Origin of the sequence: Tamlana carrageenivorans (assembly GCF_002893765.1) — a bacterium.
In the GTDB taxonomy this organism is placed as follows: domain Bacteria; phylum Bacteroidota; class Bacteroidia; order Flavobacteriales; family Flavobacteriaceae; genus Pseudotamlana; species Pseudotamlana carrageenivorans.
On the sequence record NZ_CP025938.1, the window covers coordinates 717,514 to 733,101 of the forward strand.

The following is a 15,588-nucleotide window of genomic DNA, read 5'->3' on the forward strand; positions in this document are numbered from 1 at the left end:
GTAGCTTATAAACGTTCAGTACACATAGGAAAAGTAGTATTATAAAATTACACGATAAACTAAACTATCACAGGACACACCCCTTAATCCCCTCTTTTTAGAGGGGAAACTTAAACGCAAAGTTTCTGTTCTAATCTTTAAAGTAGATTTTACTGCGCTACAGTTTCCCTCCTAATAAGGAGGGATTAAGGGAGGTGTTAATCTACAATTATTCCTCCAAACTCAAAGTCGCCATAATGGGATAATGATCGGAATAATGCACATCGTAATTTTTAAAACCGTTAATTTTAAAGGCTTTATCTGCTAAAATAAAATCGATTCGAATGGGGAAAAACCGAAAATCATAACTACGTCCAAAGCCATGACCGGCCTCATCAAAAGTATCATTTAAATCCCCTTTAATTGTTCGGTAGACATACGAGAAGGCAGTATTATTAAAATCACCACAAATAATTACTTTATAATGACATTGTTTCTGGTGTTCTAAAATTATCTCGGCCTGAGATTGCTGCATTTTAAAACTCGTGCCAACACGTTTTAAAAGTCTTTCAGAAGTTTCCTTTCGTAAGCTTTCCACCTGAGTATTAATATGCATGGATTCTAAATGCACGTTATACACCCTAAAAGTATCAACTCCTTTAACAACATCGGCAAAAATCGCGTTATTAGAAGTGTTAGGAAACCCTAAGGAACCTGAATTTATTAGCGGAAATTTTGAAAAAATGGATTGACCATGTTTAACCTTTTTTCCTGCTATTTTTTTATACTGATATTTATAAAAAGAAAAATCCAGGTTTTCACGCGGATGAAATTCTTCTATACAAATAATATCTGGAGATTCTTGTTTAATAAAAGCGACAATATTATCGGATGTATTGTCTTCAGGAATCCAATCATACAAATCAAAGAGCCGCACATTATAATTCATGATTTTAATGTTTCTAGGGCTCTCTACTTCTGTAGTAGATGAAAATCGATACAAGGAACCGTATAAAAAATACCCTAAAAGCAGAATGATCATTGACATAAAACATTGGCGTTTTAATTTGATGAGCCAGTATAAAACAAACAGAAAATTAATACCAATAAGAAAGCTAACCCCTAGATTAAGAACCGCTAGCACGGCAAAAGTTTTGGGAGGTAAATAAGGTAAAATAAAAGATGATAAAAGTAATACAGCAAAAATCACATTAATGAAATAAATGATTTTATTTATAAAACTTAAATTTTTCATCTGATTATTTTTCAGCTCTAAATAAAAATTCTTTCTCTTCAGCAGTTAAACTCTCATAACCACTTTTGCTAATTTTATCTAAAATAACATCAATTTTCTTTTGGTTATTAAAGGCATTAAAGTCAGACTTGGCATAGCCACCAATTTTACTTTTATTTTTATGAACCGTTTTTAAAGGCCCTTTTTTAGAAGTTTTAAACCAACCAGAAACCGTATCGGCCATGCTTTCGAAACCTTTTCCAATATCATTTCCTTTTAGTAGCTGTTGCGCGTAAGCATAGCCTAATAAAGCCCCTCCTAAATGCGCTAAGCTGCCTCCTGAATTAGTACCAAAAAGTCCTAGTACATCTAAAACAACAATAAACGCCCCCACGTACCACAATTTGATATTAAAAACGAATAAACGCACCTCCTGTTGTGGCATATATGCACAAAGGAAAATTAAAAGGGCTCGTACCGCGCCTGAGGCCCCTACCAACGGTGGATTACCTTTAAAAACCACAGGCAACAAGCTGTAACCTATCACAAATAACAATCCTCCTGAAATAGCGCCTAAAAAATAAACGTTTAAAGCCATTTTGGGGCTAAACAAGTTTAGAAACATGCGGCCCAAAAAATACAGCCATAACATATTAAAAAGCAAGTGAAAGAAGTCGTAATGCAAAAATGCATAGGTAATAATTGTCCATGGTACTAAAATGAACTCAAAAAACTGACTAGGGAGTTCGAACCATACTAAAAAAGGTTTAAGCAACAAGGACAAAACAAAAACCACCACATTTATGGCAATAATTTTTTCTAACACGTTAAGGCTAGAAAGCTTATATTTTATGTCGTTTACTAGGGTATTCATTAATACCAACGGTTTTGGTTAAACTGATTTTTTTTCCAATACCACATCACAAAAAATCCTGTTAAAGCGCCACCAACGTGTGCCATATATGCGGTATTACTCGGACTAAAAAATGATTGTCCTGTGAGTCCAGATATAAGATCTAAAATAATAATTCCTGGAATAAAATATTTCGCTTTTATAGGAATTGGTAAAAAAATCATCATGAGTTTAGCTTCTGGGTTCATCATACCAAAAGCGGCCATAATACCCATAATACAACCCGAAGCACCAACCATACTGGCATTATAAGCCGAAAAGACCGCTTTTAATGACTCCAACTGGGCTTGCGATACGCCGCTAACTTGACCAGAAACAAGTGCACTTTTTATACTTTCTGCAGATAATCCAGACTCTAATAAGGCATTGTAATTGGGAATGTATTGAAAATAATAAAAGCCTACTTGCAGTAAGACGGCTCCCAATCCTGCAGAGAGGTAAATAAAAAGAAACTTTTTAGAACCTAAAACCTGTTCTACGGGTGTTCCAAACATCCAAAGCGCAAACATATTAAACAAGATATGTGTCACGCTACCATGCATAAACATATGTGTAAAAATCTGCCATGGTTTAAAGGCATCATTTTTTGGAAAATACATAGCAAACCATTCGTAAAACAAATTGCCCTGACCAATAAACTTGGTTCCTAGAAACATAATCACGTTTATGATTATTAAGTGCTTTACGGTTTCGGAAATCCTCATCATAATTTAAAATCTTAGTTATTAAAAGTACTGGCTGTTACAAAAGTGATAACATCTAAATAGGCAACCAATAATTTTAGTATAATATTATATAAACTTTTTGTCTAACTCATCGACACTCATCGTTACAAAAGTAACACGATTAGCGGGCGATACATTGGGGTCTTTACAAGCAAAAAGTTTGTTGACTAAATGTTCTTGCTCGTCTTTTTGTAAAGACTGTCCCGTTTTAATGGCTAAACTTTTTGCCATGGATTTCGCTAATAAATCGGTAGCACTAAAGTTACTATCGGGCACTTCATGTTCTACATCACTAATAAGCTGTTCTAATATGATAGACACTTCGCTTTCAGGAACGTTAACAGGAACTCCCGTAATTTCAACCAATTCTTCATCAACGTTAGAAAACACAAATCCAGTATGTTCCAAATCGGCTTTTAATTGATTGACAATGTCGATATCTTGAGGTGAAAAATGAAGTTGTAATGGAAACAATAATTGCTGACTTACCCCTTCTCTACTCGTCATATTTCTTAAAAACTCCTCATATAAAACACGTTGATGCGCTCGAAATTGATCGATAATTAACATACCTGACTTTATCGTACTTACAATGTATTTCTTGTGTAATTGATAGGTCGTGTGGGTTTGTTCAACCTGATGATCGCCATTAAAAATCGACAGGGTTTCTTCTTCACTCTCAAATTCCACTTCGCTAAAATCGACTACACTCTCATTACTTTTGGATTCCAGTCCCACATACAAGCCTTCCCAATCAGATGAACTTTTATGTCCCTCTTGACGACTAAACGACGAGGTATGACTTGAACGCTGCGTACTAGTCACCGAAGGCTGTGACGCATCCTTAAAGGGATTGAAACTTCTATCCACTTCAACCTTTGGCGTACTTATTACCGTTTCTTTGTAATTATAAGGTGTATCTAAATTGGGATCTCTTTCAAAATCAAGAACCGGCGCAATATTAAATTGCCCTAGACTGTGTTTTACAGCGGCTCTTAAAATGGCATAAAGTGTATGCTCATCATCAAATTTGATCTCCGTTTTTGTGGGATGAATATTAATATCAATAGACTGTGGGTCTACCTGTAAATTTAAAAAGTAACTGGCATGCATGCCTGGTTTTAACAAACCTTCAAAAGCTGAGGCTATCGCATGGTTTAGATAAGCGCTTTTAATAAAGCGATCGTTCACAAAAAAGTACTGCTCGCCTCTACTTTTTTTAGCGAATTCAGGTTTTCCTACAAACCCTGAAACATTAAGTACTTCGGTATCTTCATCAACAGGAACCAATTTTTCATTGGTTTTATTGCCAAATATATTGACAATGCGTTGACGATAGTTGCTTATGGGCAAATTAAAAGATTCGCTCCCATTGTTATACATCACAAAACTAATACTAGGATGTGCTAGGGCTACACGATAAAATTCATCGACCACATGGCGCAATTCCACTGTATCGGACTTTAAAAAATTTCGTCGAGCAGGTATATTAAAAAACAAGTTTTTAACCGCTACCGAAGTACCCGTTGGCGTCACCACAACATCCTGTGAAACAACCTGACTACCTTCGATAACAAGGGCATTTCCAACATCGTTGGAAGCCTGTTTGGTTTTTAATTCTACATGAGCAATGGCCGCAATACTGGCAAGGGCTTCACCACGAAAGCCTTTAGTGTGCAGTTGAAATAAATCTTCTGCGCTCTTGATTTTAGAAGTCGCATGACGCTCAAAGCTAAGTCGTGCATCGGTAGGACTCATCCCCTTACCGTTGTCGATAACCTGAACGAGTGTTTTTCCGGCATCTTTAATAATAAGTTTTATCGTATCTGCACCAGCATCAATGGCATTTTCAAGAAGTTCCTTAACTACCGAAGCTGGGCGTTGTACAACTTCTCCTGCGGCAATTTGGTTTGCAACATGATCGGGTAAAAGCTGTATAATGTCTGCCATAAATTATTTTGAAAAGAAAATAGATAAATCGAATTCGATGATGAATAAGAATATTAAAATTAGAATGGCTATAATAATGATTAGCCGCTTATTAACTTCTTTATCACGATTGTTTTTTAAATCGTCTAAAGCATCAACAAACTTAGACTTTAAGCCTTTATTATCGCCAACGGTTTTACGGTAATCATCAAACTTATGTTTAATTTCAAACGGACTCCCATCTTCCCCTTTATTATCGTAATAACGTGGGGTATAACTAAATTTTTTATTCTTACGTGTCTTTAAAATTCCCATGAGTTTTTAGTTTAGAGGTATTTTTTATCTAATATGTACATACAAATCAATAATAATACCAAGATTAAAACTAATATTTTGGTGGACATTGGGCCACGCATTTTAGGCTTAGAACCGCTAGATTTACGCCATTTTGAAACAAAATCAGGCGTCGCATCAGCGTCTTTAGAATCAGACAAATCGCCCTGATTTTCTTTTGAAAACCTAGGCTGATAATTGAACGTTTTATGTTTGCGTTGTTTAAACAAAATAAGGATACCGTTATACTTCAAAAGTACTTAAAAATAGACAGATAATATAAACTGCACTGCTAAAAATTGTTAAAAACAGCGCATAAAGGAAGGCCGTATCCTTATTCAAAATTTATTAAAAACAAGGTTGTAAACCCACCAACGCGTAGGTTTATAAAAACACTTTTAGTAAAAAGCTTAGTGATCCTGACGTAATTTCGCCATTTTAATAGCAGCAATAGCAGCTTCTGTGCCTTTATTACCGTGAATTCCGCCAGAGCGCTCTATGGATTGCTGCATGTTATTATCGGTAAGTACGCAGAAAATAACAGGCGTTTCATGCAAAACATTAAGGTCTTTAATCCCTTGAGTTACCCCTTCACATACAAAGTCGAAGTGTTTGGTTTCGCCTTGAATAACGCTTCCAATAGCAATAACAGCGTTAACCATTTGCTCTTGCATTTTTTTGCATCCATAAATCAATTCAAAACTTCCTGGCACATCCCAGCGAATAATATTTTGAGCCTCTACCCCATTATCGATTAGCGCATCGTAAGCCCCTTTATAAAGCCCTTCAGTGATCGTATCGTTCCATTCTGAAACAACAATCCCAAACCGAAAGTTACTCGCGTTTGGGATTGTTGCTTTATCGTATTCTGATAAATTTTTATTTGCCGTAGCCATATAATAGCAATTTATTTGTTTGCCAATACTTCTGCTTTTCCTATAAACACATCCACTTTGGCAGCTTCAGTAGAGTTTGCATAATCATCTTTAATTCTTTTAAAGTAAGTTAAAGCTTTATCGGATTGTCCTAAATCTAAAGCGATAGTTCCAGCTTTAAATAAGTACATAGGCGTCGTGTATTCATTATCACGCATTTCAGCAGCTTCTTCATAATACCCTAAAGCATCTTCTTTTTGTCCTAATTGCACAAAAGCATCACCAATATTTCCTTTAGCTAAAGGCGCTAATATTTCATCTTCGCTTTCAAAATCATTTAAATACTTAACAGCATTCTTATAATCCTTTAATCTTAAGTAAGCTGTACCCGCGTAATAGTTCGCTAAATTAGCAGAAGGCGTTCCACTATACTGATCGATAATATCAAGCATTCCAAATTTACCTTCACCACCATTAAGTGCTAAATTGTATAAAGAATCTTTTTTTACACCTGTAACGGCCTGATCGAAATATTTTTGAGCTTGGAACATATCGTTCATAGCTCGAGTTTGCTTAGGCTTAGAAATAAATTCTTTATATCCTAAAGACCCCAAAACCACGATAGCTACTAAACCGATAATAATGAAAATGTATTTTTGATTTTTTGCAACAAAGTCTTCCGTTTTAGAAGCCGACTCATCAAGGGCGTTAAACACCTCGGCTGTAGTCGATTCTTCTTCAATATTCGTTTGCTTCTCTTCCTTTGTTTTTGGTTTGTAACCTCTTTTGTTATAAGTTGCCATGTATTCCGTCTAATTTAATGTCGCGCAAAAATATAATTTTTCTTTATAACTAAAAGCGTATTTATTTGATATTTTTCAATAATTTGCACTTCTTTTTATCGGTAAAGCTCCAAAACCTTCGTTAAGTTGCTATTTATATGATTTTAAAATCACTTTCTCTTCTCAATTATAAAAATTTCGACAGCAAATCGTTTGTTTTCAACGACAAAATAAATTGTATTGTTGGAAATAATGGTATTGGAAAAACAAATGTATTAGACGCCATCTATCATTTATCCTTTGGAAAAAGTTATTTTAATCCTATAGCCGCACAAAACATCAAGCACGACGAAGGCTTTTTTGTTATTAATGGGGATTATGAAAAGGATGATAAAATTGAAAAAATTGCCATTAGCTTAAAACGCGGACAAAAAAAAGTGATTAAGCGTAACGGAAAAATTTATGATAAGTTTAGTGAGCATATTGGCTTTTTACCTCTGGTAATTATTTCACCAGCCGATAGAGACCTTATTATTGAAGGCAGCGACACACGCAGAAAATTTATTGATAGTGTTATTTCGCAAAGCGACAAAAACTACCTCAATCAATTAATAAGCTACAATAAAACCCTAGCACAAAGGAATGCTCTACTAAAATATTTTGCTCTAAATCACACCTTTAACGCAGACACCTTAGAAGTTTACAACGAACAGCTTAACATTTTTGGCGCCCAAATTTACGAAAAGCGCAAGCATTTTCTAGAAACCTTTATACCCATATTTAAGTCACGGTACGAGGCCATAAGCAACGGAAAAGAGCTCGTCAATTTAGTATACAGTAGCCAGTTAGAAGAAAACGATTTAAAAACGCTTTTAAAAACAGCTTTAAGCAAGGACCGTGCGCTGCAATACACGAGTGTTGGTATTCATAAAGATGATTTAAATTTTAACATCGAAGAACACCCCATAAAAAAGTTTGGTAGCCAAGGTCAGCAAAAATCATTCTTAATCGCCTTAAAATTAGCGCAGTTCGATTTTTTAAAAAACCTAAGTGGGGTTAATCCCATTTTACTTTTAGATGATATTTTCGACAAACTTGACGAACAACGTGTCTCACAAATCATTAAATTAGTAGATGATGAAAACTTTGGTCAGTTATTCATTAGCGATACCCATGCCGATCGCACCGAAAAGGCCGTAAAGCAAGTACATCAATCTTACGAAATATTTAAATTATAATCATGGCAAAACGCAATAACGAACATCTCAGTATTTCTGACGCCCTAAAAGAATTTGTAGAAACCAATAAACTAGAAAAAGGTTTAGACAAAGTAAATGTTGCCGATGCCTGGGCAAAACTTATGGGCAACGGTGTTTACAATTACACTTCCTCGATAAACCTTGAACGAGACACGCTTTACATTCAACTGAATTCCAGTGTATTAAGAGAAGAACTAAGCTACGGCAAACAAAAAATAATTGACATGCTTAATGAAGAATTAGGGAAAGAAATAATTAAAAAATTGATTTTAAGATAATTACACAAAATAATAAATTTGAAATTATTTGATAAAAAACATCTTGGTACAATTATTTACATTATCTTTGGAACTTAAATTATTATAATACAAATACAATGAGTAAAGGTACCGTAAAATTTTTCAACGATTCAAAAGGATTTGGTTTCATCGTTGAAGATGACAACAACAAAGAACATTTCGTACACATTTCAGGACTTATCGATGAAATTCGTGAAGGTGATGTTGTAGAATTCGATCTTCAAGAAGGAAGAAAAGGATTAAACGCCGTAAACGTAAAAGTAGTCTAACGATATACTATTTAACAATTACAATAAAAGCCTATCAAATTTTGATAGGCTTTTTTTTATGGACTCTTCTACCCTGGATAATTTTTATCAGGCACAAAAAAATCCGAAACCAAGCGGCTTCGGATTTTTAATATATTCAGTGTTTTAATTATACTAAAACTGTTCTCTCCCCGCAAAGTGAAAAGCACCTTCAATAGCAGCGTTTTCATCGCTATCACTACCGTGAACAGCATTTTCTCCAATAGAGGCTGCATATAATTTTCTAATAGTTCCTTCAGCAGCTTCAGCTGGGTTTGTTGCACCAATTAACGTTCTAAAATCATCAACAGCATTTTCCTTTTCTAAAATGGCAGCTACAATAGGGCCACGCGTCATGAACTCTACCAACTCACCGAAAAACGGACGCTCACTATGGATCGCATAAAAAGCTTCGGCGTCAGCCTTTGTCATTTGTGTTAATTTTAAGGCTGCAATTTTAAAGCCCGCTGAAGAAATTTTTTCTAAGATAGCTCCAATGTGTCCTTTTTCAACCGCATCTGGCTTAATCATTGTAAATGTTCTATTTGTTGCCATTTTTTAAATTTTATTTATATTAATTTCTAAGAAAACATGCTTTCATAAAATGATAATTTACTGAAAACAAACCGTTAAACCTCATATGGTCTTGGGCTGCAAAAGTAACCTATTTATACAAAAAAGCAACAAATCCAGTTTTAAAAAATTGTATCTTCGCCTTCTATGAAAAAACAAGATATTTCAAGCATAAAACAATTACTAGCAACTCCAAAAAAAATAGTCATTGTTCCTCATAAAAACCCTGATGGTGATGCTATTGGCTCTACTTTGGGGCTTTATCATTATTTATTAAAACACCAACATGAAGCACAGGTTATTGCACCTAATGACTATCCTAACTTTTTAAAATGGATCCCTGGAAATGACCATATTCTAATCCATGATGCTCAAACTAGCACCTCTGAAACCCTCATTAATGAGGCCGATATTATTTTTACATTAGACTTTAATGCCTTTCATCGTACGGGAAATATGGAGCAGATTTTAACTGAAAGTAAGGCTTTAAAAATCATGATTGACCACCATCAAGCTCCCGACGATTACGCCACTTATATGTATAGTGATGTTCGTATGAGTTCTACTTGCGAAATGGTTTACCGTTTTATTGATTTTTTAGGTGACGAAAAATGTATCGATGCCTGTATTGCAACCTGCTTATATGTTGGTATTATGACCGACACGGGTTCCTTTAGGTTCTCCTCGACCACCAGCACAACCCATCGTATTGTTGCCAAGCTTATTGATAAAGGGGCACAAAACTCAGAAATCCACAACAATGTTTACGACACCAACAGCTTCGAACGCCTACAATTATTAGGATGTGCGCTAACAAACCTGAAGGTGATCCCAGAATCGCGAGCGGCATATATTTCTCTATCTCAAGAAGAACTTAACCGCTTCAACTATAGAAAAGGCGATACCGAAGGCATCGTAAACTACGCCCTGTCTTTAGAAGGCATCATACTCGCAGCTATATTCATTGAAGATAAACAAGAGGGTATTATAAAGATCTCGTTACGATCTAAAGGTGATTTTTCTGTAAACGACATGTCTCGAGCGCATTTTAATGGTGGCGGCCACACCAATGCTGCAGGAGGACGAAGCGAGATATCATTAAATAAAACCATTGAAAAATTTATTAGTATATTGCCTAGTTATAACCAAGCTTTAAACCATGCATAAACTTCTAATCATCGCTTTAGCACTCGCTTTTTTAGGCTGTAAAACACCTAAGCCACGTCGACCTGTTTCAGTAAAATCAGGTTCTTTTATTGATGCATCTATAGAACGCAATAAAAAATTAAATGCCAAAGAACATGCCACTATCGAAAACCTTTTAAAGCAACAAAAACAAGATTACATTGCTTCTGAAAGCGGTTTTTGGTACTACTACAATACTAAAATCGAAGCAGACTCTCTAGAAACACCAGGTTTTGGAGATTTGGTAAATTACGATTACAACATAAAAAGCCTGAATGGTAAATTAATTTATTCTGCAGACGAATTACGAACACAAAACTACACCATGGATAAAGAAGAACTATTTACGGGGCTTCGTGAGGGTTTAAAACTTATGAAAACGGGCGAAACCGTAACCTTTTTCTTCCCGTCTCAAAAAGCTTATGGCTATTATGGCGATAACAATAGAATAAGCAATAATGTACCTCTAGTATGTAAGGTTACTGTAAATTCAATTACTCAAAACGAATGAATCTCATAAAAAACACCATTAAAGTTTTACTGTTACTCTTTTGCATTTGTTTAAGTTCTTGCAAAAACGAGGATTACCCAGAGCTTGAAGACGGCCTTTATGCCGAGCTTGACACCTCAAAAGGGACCATGATAGCCAGGCTAAACATGAAGGAAACCCCCATAACAGTAGCTAATTTCGTTTCACTTGCCGAAGGCACAAACACCTTAGTTAAAACACCTTATAAAGGCAAAAAATATTATAATAGCACTATTTTCCATCGTGTCATGAACGAATTTGTAATTCAAGGTGGTGATCCTACAGGCACTGGAAAAGGAAATCCTGGTTATCGTTTTATGGATGAATTTCATCCCGATTTAAAACACGACAAACCTGGCATGCTTTCCATGGCTAACCCAGGAAAAAACACCAATGGGAGTCAGTTTTTCATCACCGATGTTGCAAAACCTCATTTAGACCATGTACACACAGTTTTTGGCGAGATCATAATAGGTCTTGATGTTTTAGATTCTATTTCAAATGTAAAAACTAATGAAAAACACCGACCACTAAACGATGTGGTTCTAAACCATGTAAAAATTATCCGAAAAGGTAAAGCGGCTCAGTCGTTTAATGCCCCAAAGGTTTTTGAAAAACATTTTGCAGAACAAGAACGTCTGGAAAGAGAGAAAAAAGAAAAATCTGAAGCCATTTTAAAAGCCACACACGATAAATTTGAGGCTCAAAAAGAAAAAGCAACCACACTAGACTCTGGATTACAATTTTATATCTCTGAAAAAGGTAAAGGCAAAAAACTTCCTAAAAACGCTAAGGCACTGGTGGACTACTCGGTATTTCTCGTTAACGGAAAATTAATTGGCACTAGCAAATTAGAAGTTGCTGAAGCCCATGGTGCCGTAAATAAAAAACGTAAATTTGCCGACAAATACCACCCCCTCACCGTTGAGCTAAAACCCAATGCCCACATGATACCTGGGTTTAAAGAAGGCTTACAACAATTACATGTTGGAGACAAAGCGACTTTATTCATTCCGTATCATTTAGGTTATGGCGATAGCGGTACAAAGGGAATTCCTGGTAAATCAAACCTCATTTTTGAAGTTGAAGTTTTAGAACTTTTAAAATAAAAAATAAGCTCAAAATCTATGCATGCATTAAAATTCGATTGGAATCCCATTACTGGGATAGATATCGCTGGAAGTTTCAAAATTCATTTTTATAGCCTCATGTGGGTTACTGCTTTTATTTTGGGGTGGTACATTATGAAACGTATTTTCACCAAAGAAAAAGTATCCTTAACTTATTTAGACCCCCTTTTTATTTATACCGTTTTAGCAACTATGATTGGGGCTCGATTAGGTCATGTTTTATTTTACCAATCGGAATTGATATCAGAAGATTTTTTCAGCATATTTCTACCTTTCAAATTTAAAGGCGGTTTTGAGTTTACAGGATTTCAAGGACTCGCCAGTCATGGTGCCGCTATTGGTATTATTATTGGCATGTATTTATACCGTAAAAAATACAACTATAAATCACTACTTTGGATTTTAGACCGCGTGGTCATTCCCGTAGCATCAGGTGCCATTTTTATCCGTATTGGAAACTTTATAAACTCTGAAATTATAGGTAAAGTAACCGATTCTAATTTTGGCGTACGCTTTATTCAAGACCAATACTACAAGAGAGAAGTAATGCAACTTACAGGTATCAACGACGTTCAAAAAGCCTATGATGCGATTGCCACCAATCCTAAGTTTCAAAATCTATTAAATGCTGTTCCTTACAGACATCCGTCGCAACTTTACGAGTCGTTTTGCTACATTTTCGTATTTTTATTTTTGTGGTATTTCTATTCTAAAACCAACAAAAAAGACCAAACAGGATTTTTATTTGGTTTGTTTTTAGTATTACTATGGAGCATTCGTTTCTTTATAGAATTCACCAAAGAACCGCAAGGCGATGAATACATTAACTGGTTTAACCTTAATACTGGTCAGTGGTTAAGCATCCCGTTTGTATTAATAGGACTCTATTTCATGTTTATTTACAAGCCTAAAACTGAAGTAAAATAATATGTATATCAAACGACACCTCTGTTTTATAATAGCTTTATTAGTCCTTTCAACATGTAAAGACCATAAAAAAACCATTAAACAAACCGAGGTGTCGTTTACCAAGGAAGGGGAACTAACCGTTTTAAGCCCCTCCAATACTCCAAAAACCACTTTGGATATAGAAATTGCAGATACCGAGTTTGATATCCAAACAGGATTAATGTATAGAAACTCGATGTTAAAAACCCAAGGCATGCTTTTTGTTTTTAATGATGAACAAGAGCGTTCTTTTTACATGAAAAACACTAAAATCCCTTTAGACTTAATTTATATTGATGGGAATAAAAGGATTGTAAGTTTTCAAGAAAACGCTAAGCCTTTCGACGAATCTTCACTTCCATCAAATGCTCCAGCTCAATATGTGTTAGAAGTTAATGCAGGATTGGTTAGCACCTGGAATCTTAAAGTTGGAAATATTATTCAATTCACTGAAAAATAGCCTTGACGCTGCTACAATAAGAAACTGTTTCTACTTCGAAAAATCCTTACAATCATAAAAGGTCAGAACATCTTTATATTAGTCGATTTTTCCTATATTTACAAAACACCATGATATTAAATCTATAAATTATATCCTGGTTTAAAATTAATCTATTCTAGTTATTCATAAAACACTAAAAACCTTCAAAAATTATGAAAAACCATTTATTAACGCTTACCCTCCTTTTTATGTCCTCCTTTGGGTTTGCCCAAACCTCTAAAGAAATTGACTCGACAGCCATCTTCATTCTTGATAAAATGAGTGCTGTTATTGGCGATTTAGAGTCTGTTAATTTTCATTTAAGCAGTTCTAACGATAAGTTTAATGAGGATAAAGATATTATAAAAGAATATCATGAAAGCAACATTTCATTTTCTGGACCAGACAAACTTCATATTCGTGTAAATGGGTCGGATGAAGACATAGCCTATTGGTATGATGGCTCCTTCATCACATACTACAACTACAACGAAAACAATTATGTAACTTTAGAAGCCCCTGAAACAACACTTGAAATGATTGATGACATGCACGATCATTACAATTTCCAGTTTCCTGCAGCCGATTTTTTCTATCCTGCCTTTACCGACGACTTAATTGAAGCATTTGATAGTATTAAATACCTTGGAAAGAAAACTACAAAAGGTGAAGACTGTTACCACATTCAAGCTATCAATAAAGATTTAAATGTACAAATATGGGTTTCCACACAACCTAACGTATTACCAAAACACTTTGTTATTACATATAAAAACCAATCTAATTTGCAGTATGAGTCTACGTTTAGCAACTGGTCTTTAAATCCAAGAATACCAGACTCTAAGTTTCATTTCTTAGCGCCCCCAAATGCAAAACTAATTAGTATTTTAAAAAAGGGCGATTCTTAATCCATAAAACAGTATAATCATGATTATTTTTTCATTAAATATAAAACATAAATTAGGCATTCTACTCCTATTTTTAGCCTTAGCATTTCCTACAGATTTAATAGCGCAGCGTATAAACCATGGTGCTTCCCGTGGAGGCGGCAATGGCAACCGTAACATCTCGAGACCTACAACCACGCCTAACCGATCTAGCAATAGAGCTACACCAAATCGAGCTACACCTAAACGAAGCATTAATGGCGGAAGCGCTAATAGAAGTCGTAACTTTTCAGGGCAATCTAAAGGAAAAATCACAAATAAATCAACTTCTAGACCTAACGTTAATGGAGATAAATCAACGTCAAGAGATAAATCTATTTCAAGACCTAATAGTAACACGAATCGAAAAACCTCAACTGTAAAACGCCCTTCTAATAACAAAATTGGAAACAAAACACATATTGGCAATAACAATGTTAATATTAATGTCAATAACAGCCGACATAACAACATTAGAAACACCCGCGTAAGATCAAGTCATGTGCGTTACACGCGGCCGCCTTATCGCTACGGAGGTCGTCGATATTATTGTCACCGCCCCTACTATTATCATCCTTATAGACCTTTTTATTGGGGACCCGTTTGGCACCCTTGGGGATATTTTGTAACCTCATTAGCTAGAACTGCCATTATAGTAGCGATAATTAATGACAGTAATGACAATAAAAACGAAGAATACCATTACGATAATGGAACTTATTACTTAAAAACAGAAGAAGGTTTTGTAGCTGTTCAAGCACCAGTTGGCGCACAAGTACCTTCCATTCCAAAAGAAGCTCAAGAAGTTAAAGTTAACGAAACAAACAATTATTATTACGGCGGCGCCTTTTACGAACAAAACAAAGATGGCTATATTGTAGTTCCTGCAACAGCCGGAACCATTGTTCCTGGATTACCAGAAGGTGGTGAGGAAGTAAAAATAGGAGATGTGACTTATGTACAGTTTGGAGAAACCTATTACCAACCCATCCAAGTAGACGGCAAAGACATGTATGAAATTGTTGAAGTAAAAGACGAATAAATACTTTAATAACATAGCAATCTAAAAGTCGAAAAGAGACTGCCTCCCATATTTGTTATACACAAATTTAGGAGGCAGTCTTTTTTTTACTTCTAAAGCATTTTAATTAATTCTATTTGAGAATTGTTAAAATGAAACTTGATGCATCTCAATTGGGAG

Annotated in this window: 18 protein-coding genes; 10 read left to right on the forward strand and 8 right to left on the reverse strand. The window is 35.1% G+C overall.

Annotated features, from left to right (window positions below; translation table 11 throughout):
- Nucleotides 1-208 precede the first annotated feature (208 nt).
- The 7 genes from C1A40_RS03355 to C1A40_RS03390 all read right to left on the reverse strand — a co-directional run bounded on the left by C1A40_RS03355 (nucleotide 209) and on the right by C1A40_RS03390 (nucleotide 6,791).
- Nucleotides 209-1,027: an endonuclease/exonuclease/phosphatase family protein gene (locus C1A40_RS03355; protein ID WP_241910478.1), complete on the reverse strand. Its 819-nt coding sequence runs from the start codon at nucleotides 1,025-1,027 to the stop codon at nucleotides 209-211.
- 211 nt (nucleotides 1,028-1,238) lie between these two features.
- Complete coding sequence (locus C1A40_RS03360) at nucleotides 1,239-2,087, reverse strand: rhomboid family protein (RefSeq protein ID WP_102994671.1); 849 nt, start codon at nucleotides 2,085-2,087, stop codon at nucleotides 1,239-1,241.
- Complete coding sequence (locus C1A40_RS03365; protein WP_102994672.1) at nucleotides 2,087-2,833, reverse strand: rhomboid family intramembrane serine protease; 747 nt, start codon at nucleotides 2,831-2,833, stop codon at nucleotides 2,087-2,089. The genes C1A40_RS03360 and C1A40_RS03365 overlap by 1 nt, the downstream gene beginning before the upstream one ends.
- Before the next feature lie 84 nt (nucleotides 2,834-2,917).
- Nucleotides 2,918-4,801, reverse strand: a complete 1,884-nt coding sequence (gene mutL / locus C1A40_RS03370; protein ID WP_102994673.1) for a DNA mismatch repair endonuclease MutL — start codon at nucleotides 4,799-4,801, stop codon at nucleotides 2,918-2,920.
- A 3-nt stretch (nucleotides 4,802-4,804) separates the two neighbouring features.
- Nucleotides 4,805-5,095, reverse strand: a complete 291-nt coding sequence (locus tag C1A40_RS03375; RefSeq protein WP_102994674.1) for a riboflavin synthase subunit beta — start codon at nucleotides 5,093-5,095, stop codon at nucleotides 4,805-4,807.
- Nucleotides 5,096-5,523: 428 nt separating this feature from the next.
- Complete coding sequence (gene ribH, locus C1A40_RS03385) at nucleotides 5,524-6,009, reverse strand: 6,7-dimethyl-8-ribityllumazine synthase (protein WP_102994676.1); 486 nt, start codon at nucleotides 6,007-6,009, stop codon at nucleotides 5,524-5,526.
- An 11-nt stretch (nucleotides 6,010-6,020) separates the two neighbouring features.
- Entirely contained in the window at nucleotides 6,021-6,791 is a 771-nt protein-coding gene (locus C1A40_RS03390) for a tetratricopeptide repeat protein (protein ID WP_102994677.1), read from the reverse strand.
- A 137-nt stretch (nucleotides 6,792-6,928) separates the two neighbouring features.
- On the opposite strand from C1A40_RS03390, the gene recF reads away from it, so the two are divergent.
- The 3 genes from recF to C1A40_RS03405 all read left to right on the forward strand — a co-directional run bounded on the left by recF (nucleotide 6,929) and on the right by C1A40_RS03405 (nucleotide 8,597).
- Entirely contained in the window at nucleotides 6,929-8,008 is a 1,080-nt protein-coding gene (recF, locus tag C1A40_RS03395; protein WP_102994678.1) for a DNA replication/repair protein RecF, read from the forward strand.
- A 2-nt stretch (nucleotides 8,009-8,010) separates the two neighbouring features.
- Nucleotides 8,011-8,307, forward strand: coding sequence for a DciA family protein (locus tag C1A40_RS03400; protein WP_102994679.1), 297 nt, complete (start codon nucleotides 8,011-8,013; stop codon nucleotides 8,305-8,307).
- A gap of 98 nt (nucleotides 8,308-8,405) precedes the next feature.
- Nucleotides 8,406-8,597 (forward strand): cold-shock protein, encoded by a 192-nt coding sequence (locus C1A40_RS03405; protein ID WP_027137048.1) that lies wholly within the window; start codon nucleotides 8,406-8,408, stop codon nucleotides 8,595-8,597.
- 153 nt (nucleotides 8,598-8,750) lie between these two features.
- Here the strand turns inward: C1A40_RS03405 and C1A40_RS03410 are convergent, their stop codons facing one another.
- Nucleotides 8,751-9,170: a nucleoside-diphosphate kinase gene (locus tag C1A40_RS03410; RefSeq protein ID WP_067150463.1), complete on the reverse strand. Its 420-nt coding sequence runs from the start codon at nucleotides 9,168-9,170 to the stop codon at nucleotides 8,751-8,753.
- A gap of 165 nt (nucleotides 9,171-9,335) precedes the next feature.
- On the opposite strand from C1A40_RS03410, the gene C1A40_RS03415 reads away from it, so the two are divergent.
- From C1A40_RS03415 to C1A40_RS03445, 7 genes are all read left to right on the forward strand, one after another.
- Nucleotides 9,336-10,355, forward strand: a complete 1,020-nt coding sequence (locus C1A40_RS03415) for a DHH family phosphoesterase (protein ID WP_102994680.1) — start codon at nucleotides 9,336-9,338, stop codon at nucleotides 10,353-10,355.
- Complete coding sequence (gene gldI, locus C1A40_RS03420; RefSeq protein ID WP_102994681.1) at nucleotides 10,348-10,884, forward strand: gliding motility-associated peptidyl-prolyl isomerase GldI; 537 nt, start codon at nucleotides 10,348-10,350, stop codon at nucleotides 10,882-10,884. The genes C1A40_RS03415 and gldI overlap by 8 nt, the downstream gene beginning before the upstream one ends.
- Nucleotides 10,881-12,011 carry a peptidylprolyl isomerase gene (locus C1A40_RS03425; RefSeq protein WP_102994682.1) on the forward strand — a complete coding sequence of 377 codons (1,131 nt, stop codon included), beginning with the start codon at nucleotides 10,881-10,883 and terminating at the stop codon, nucleotides 12,009-12,011. Before gldI ends, C1A40_RS03425 begins: the two co-directional genes overlap by 4 nt.
- Before the next feature lie 18 nt (nucleotides 12,012-12,029).
- Nucleotides 12,030-12,959, forward strand: coding sequence for a prolipoprotein diacylglyceryl transferase (gene lgt / locus C1A40_RS03430; protein ID WP_102994683.1), 930 nt, complete (start codon nucleotides 12,030-12,032; stop codon nucleotides 12,957-12,959).
- Nucleotide 12,960: 1 nt separating this feature from the next.
- On the forward strand, nucleotides 12,961-13,440 hold the full coding sequence (locus C1A40_RS03435) for a DUF192 domain-containing protein (RefSeq protein WP_102994684.1): 480 nt from the start codon (nucleotides 12,961-12,963) through the stop codon (nucleotides 13,438-13,440).
- A 194-nt stretch (nucleotides 13,441-13,634) separates the two neighbouring features.
- Entirely contained in the window at nucleotides 13,635-14,369 is a 735-nt protein-coding gene (locus tag C1A40_RS03440; RefSeq protein WP_102994685.1) for a DUF2092 domain-containing protein, read from the forward strand.
- A gap of 19 nt (nucleotides 14,370-14,388) precedes the next feature.
- On the forward strand, nucleotides 14,389-15,429 hold the full coding sequence (locus C1A40_RS03445; RefSeq protein WP_102994686.1) for a DUF6515 family protein: 1,041 nt from the start codon (nucleotides 14,389-14,391) through the stop codon (nucleotides 15,427-15,429).
- The last annotated feature ends 159 nt before the right edge of the window (nucleotides 15,430-15,588 follow it).

Coding starts and splice junctions, on each gene's coding strand:
- C1A40_RS03355 (WP_241910478.1), bottom strand. CDS start 1,027: ATGTCAATGATCATTCTGCTTTTAGGGTATTTTTTATACGGTTCCTTG.
- C1A40_RS03360 (WP_102994671.1), bottom strand. CDS start 2,087: ATGAATACCCTAGTAAACGACATAAAATATAAGCTTTCTAGCCTTAAC.
- C1A40_RS03365 (WP_102994672.1), bottom strand. CDS start 2,833: ATGATGAGGATTTCCGAAACCGTAAAGCACTTAATAATCATAAACGTG.
- mutL (WP_102994673.1), bottom strand. CDS start 4,801: ATGGCAGACATTATACAGCTTTTACCCGATCATGTTGCAAACCAAATT.
- C1A40_RS03375 (WP_102994674.1), bottom strand. CDS start 5,095: ATGGGAATTTTAAAGACACGTAAGAATAAAAAATTTAGTTATACCCCA.
- ribH (WP_102994676.1), bottom strand. CDS start 6,009: ATGGCTACGGCAAATAAAAATTTATCAGAATACGATAAAGCAACAATC.
- C1A40_RS03390 (WP_102994677.1), bottom strand. CDS start 6,791: ATGGCAACTTATAACAAAAGAGGTTACAAACCAAAAACAAAGGAAGAG.
- recF (WP_102994678.1), top strand. CDS start 6,929: ATGATTTTAAAATCACTTTCTCTTCTCAATTATAAAAATTTCGACAGC.
- C1A40_RS03400 (WP_102994679.1), top strand. CDS start 8,011: ATGGCAAAACGCAATAACGAACATCTCAGTATTTCTGACGCCCTAAAA.
- C1A40_RS03405 (WP_027137048.1), top strand. CDS start 8,406: ATGAGTAAAGGTACCGTAAAATTTTTCAACGATTCAAAAGGATTTGGT.
- C1A40_RS03410 (WP_067150463.1), bottom strand. CDS start 9,170: ATGGCAACAAATAGAACATTTACAATGATTAAGCCAGATGCGGTTGAA.
- C1A40_RS03415 (WP_102994680.1), top strand. CDS start 9,336: ATGAAAAAACAAGATATTTCAAGCATAAAACAATTACTAGCAACTCCA.
- gldI (WP_102994681.1), top strand. CDS start 10,348: ATGCATAAACTTCTAATCATCGCTTTAGCACTCGCTTTTTTAGGCTGT.
- C1A40_RS03425 (WP_102994682.1), top strand. CDS start 10,881: ATGAATCTCATAAAAAACACCATTAAAGTTTTACTGTTACTCTTTTGC.
- lgt (WP_102994683.1), top strand. CDS start 12,030: ATGCATGCATTAAAATTCGATTGGAATCCCATTACTGGGATAGATATC.
- C1A40_RS03435 (WP_102994684.1), top strand. CDS start 12,961: ATGTATATCAAACGACACCTCTGTTTTATAATAGCTTTATTAGTCCTT.
- C1A40_RS03440 (WP_102994685.1), top strand. CDS start 13,635: ATGAAAAACCATTTATTAACGCTTACCCTCCTTTTTATGTCCTCCTTT.
- C1A40_RS03445 (WP_102994686.1), top strand. CDS start 14,389: ATGATTATTTTTTCATTAAATATAAAACATAAATTAGGCATTCTACTC.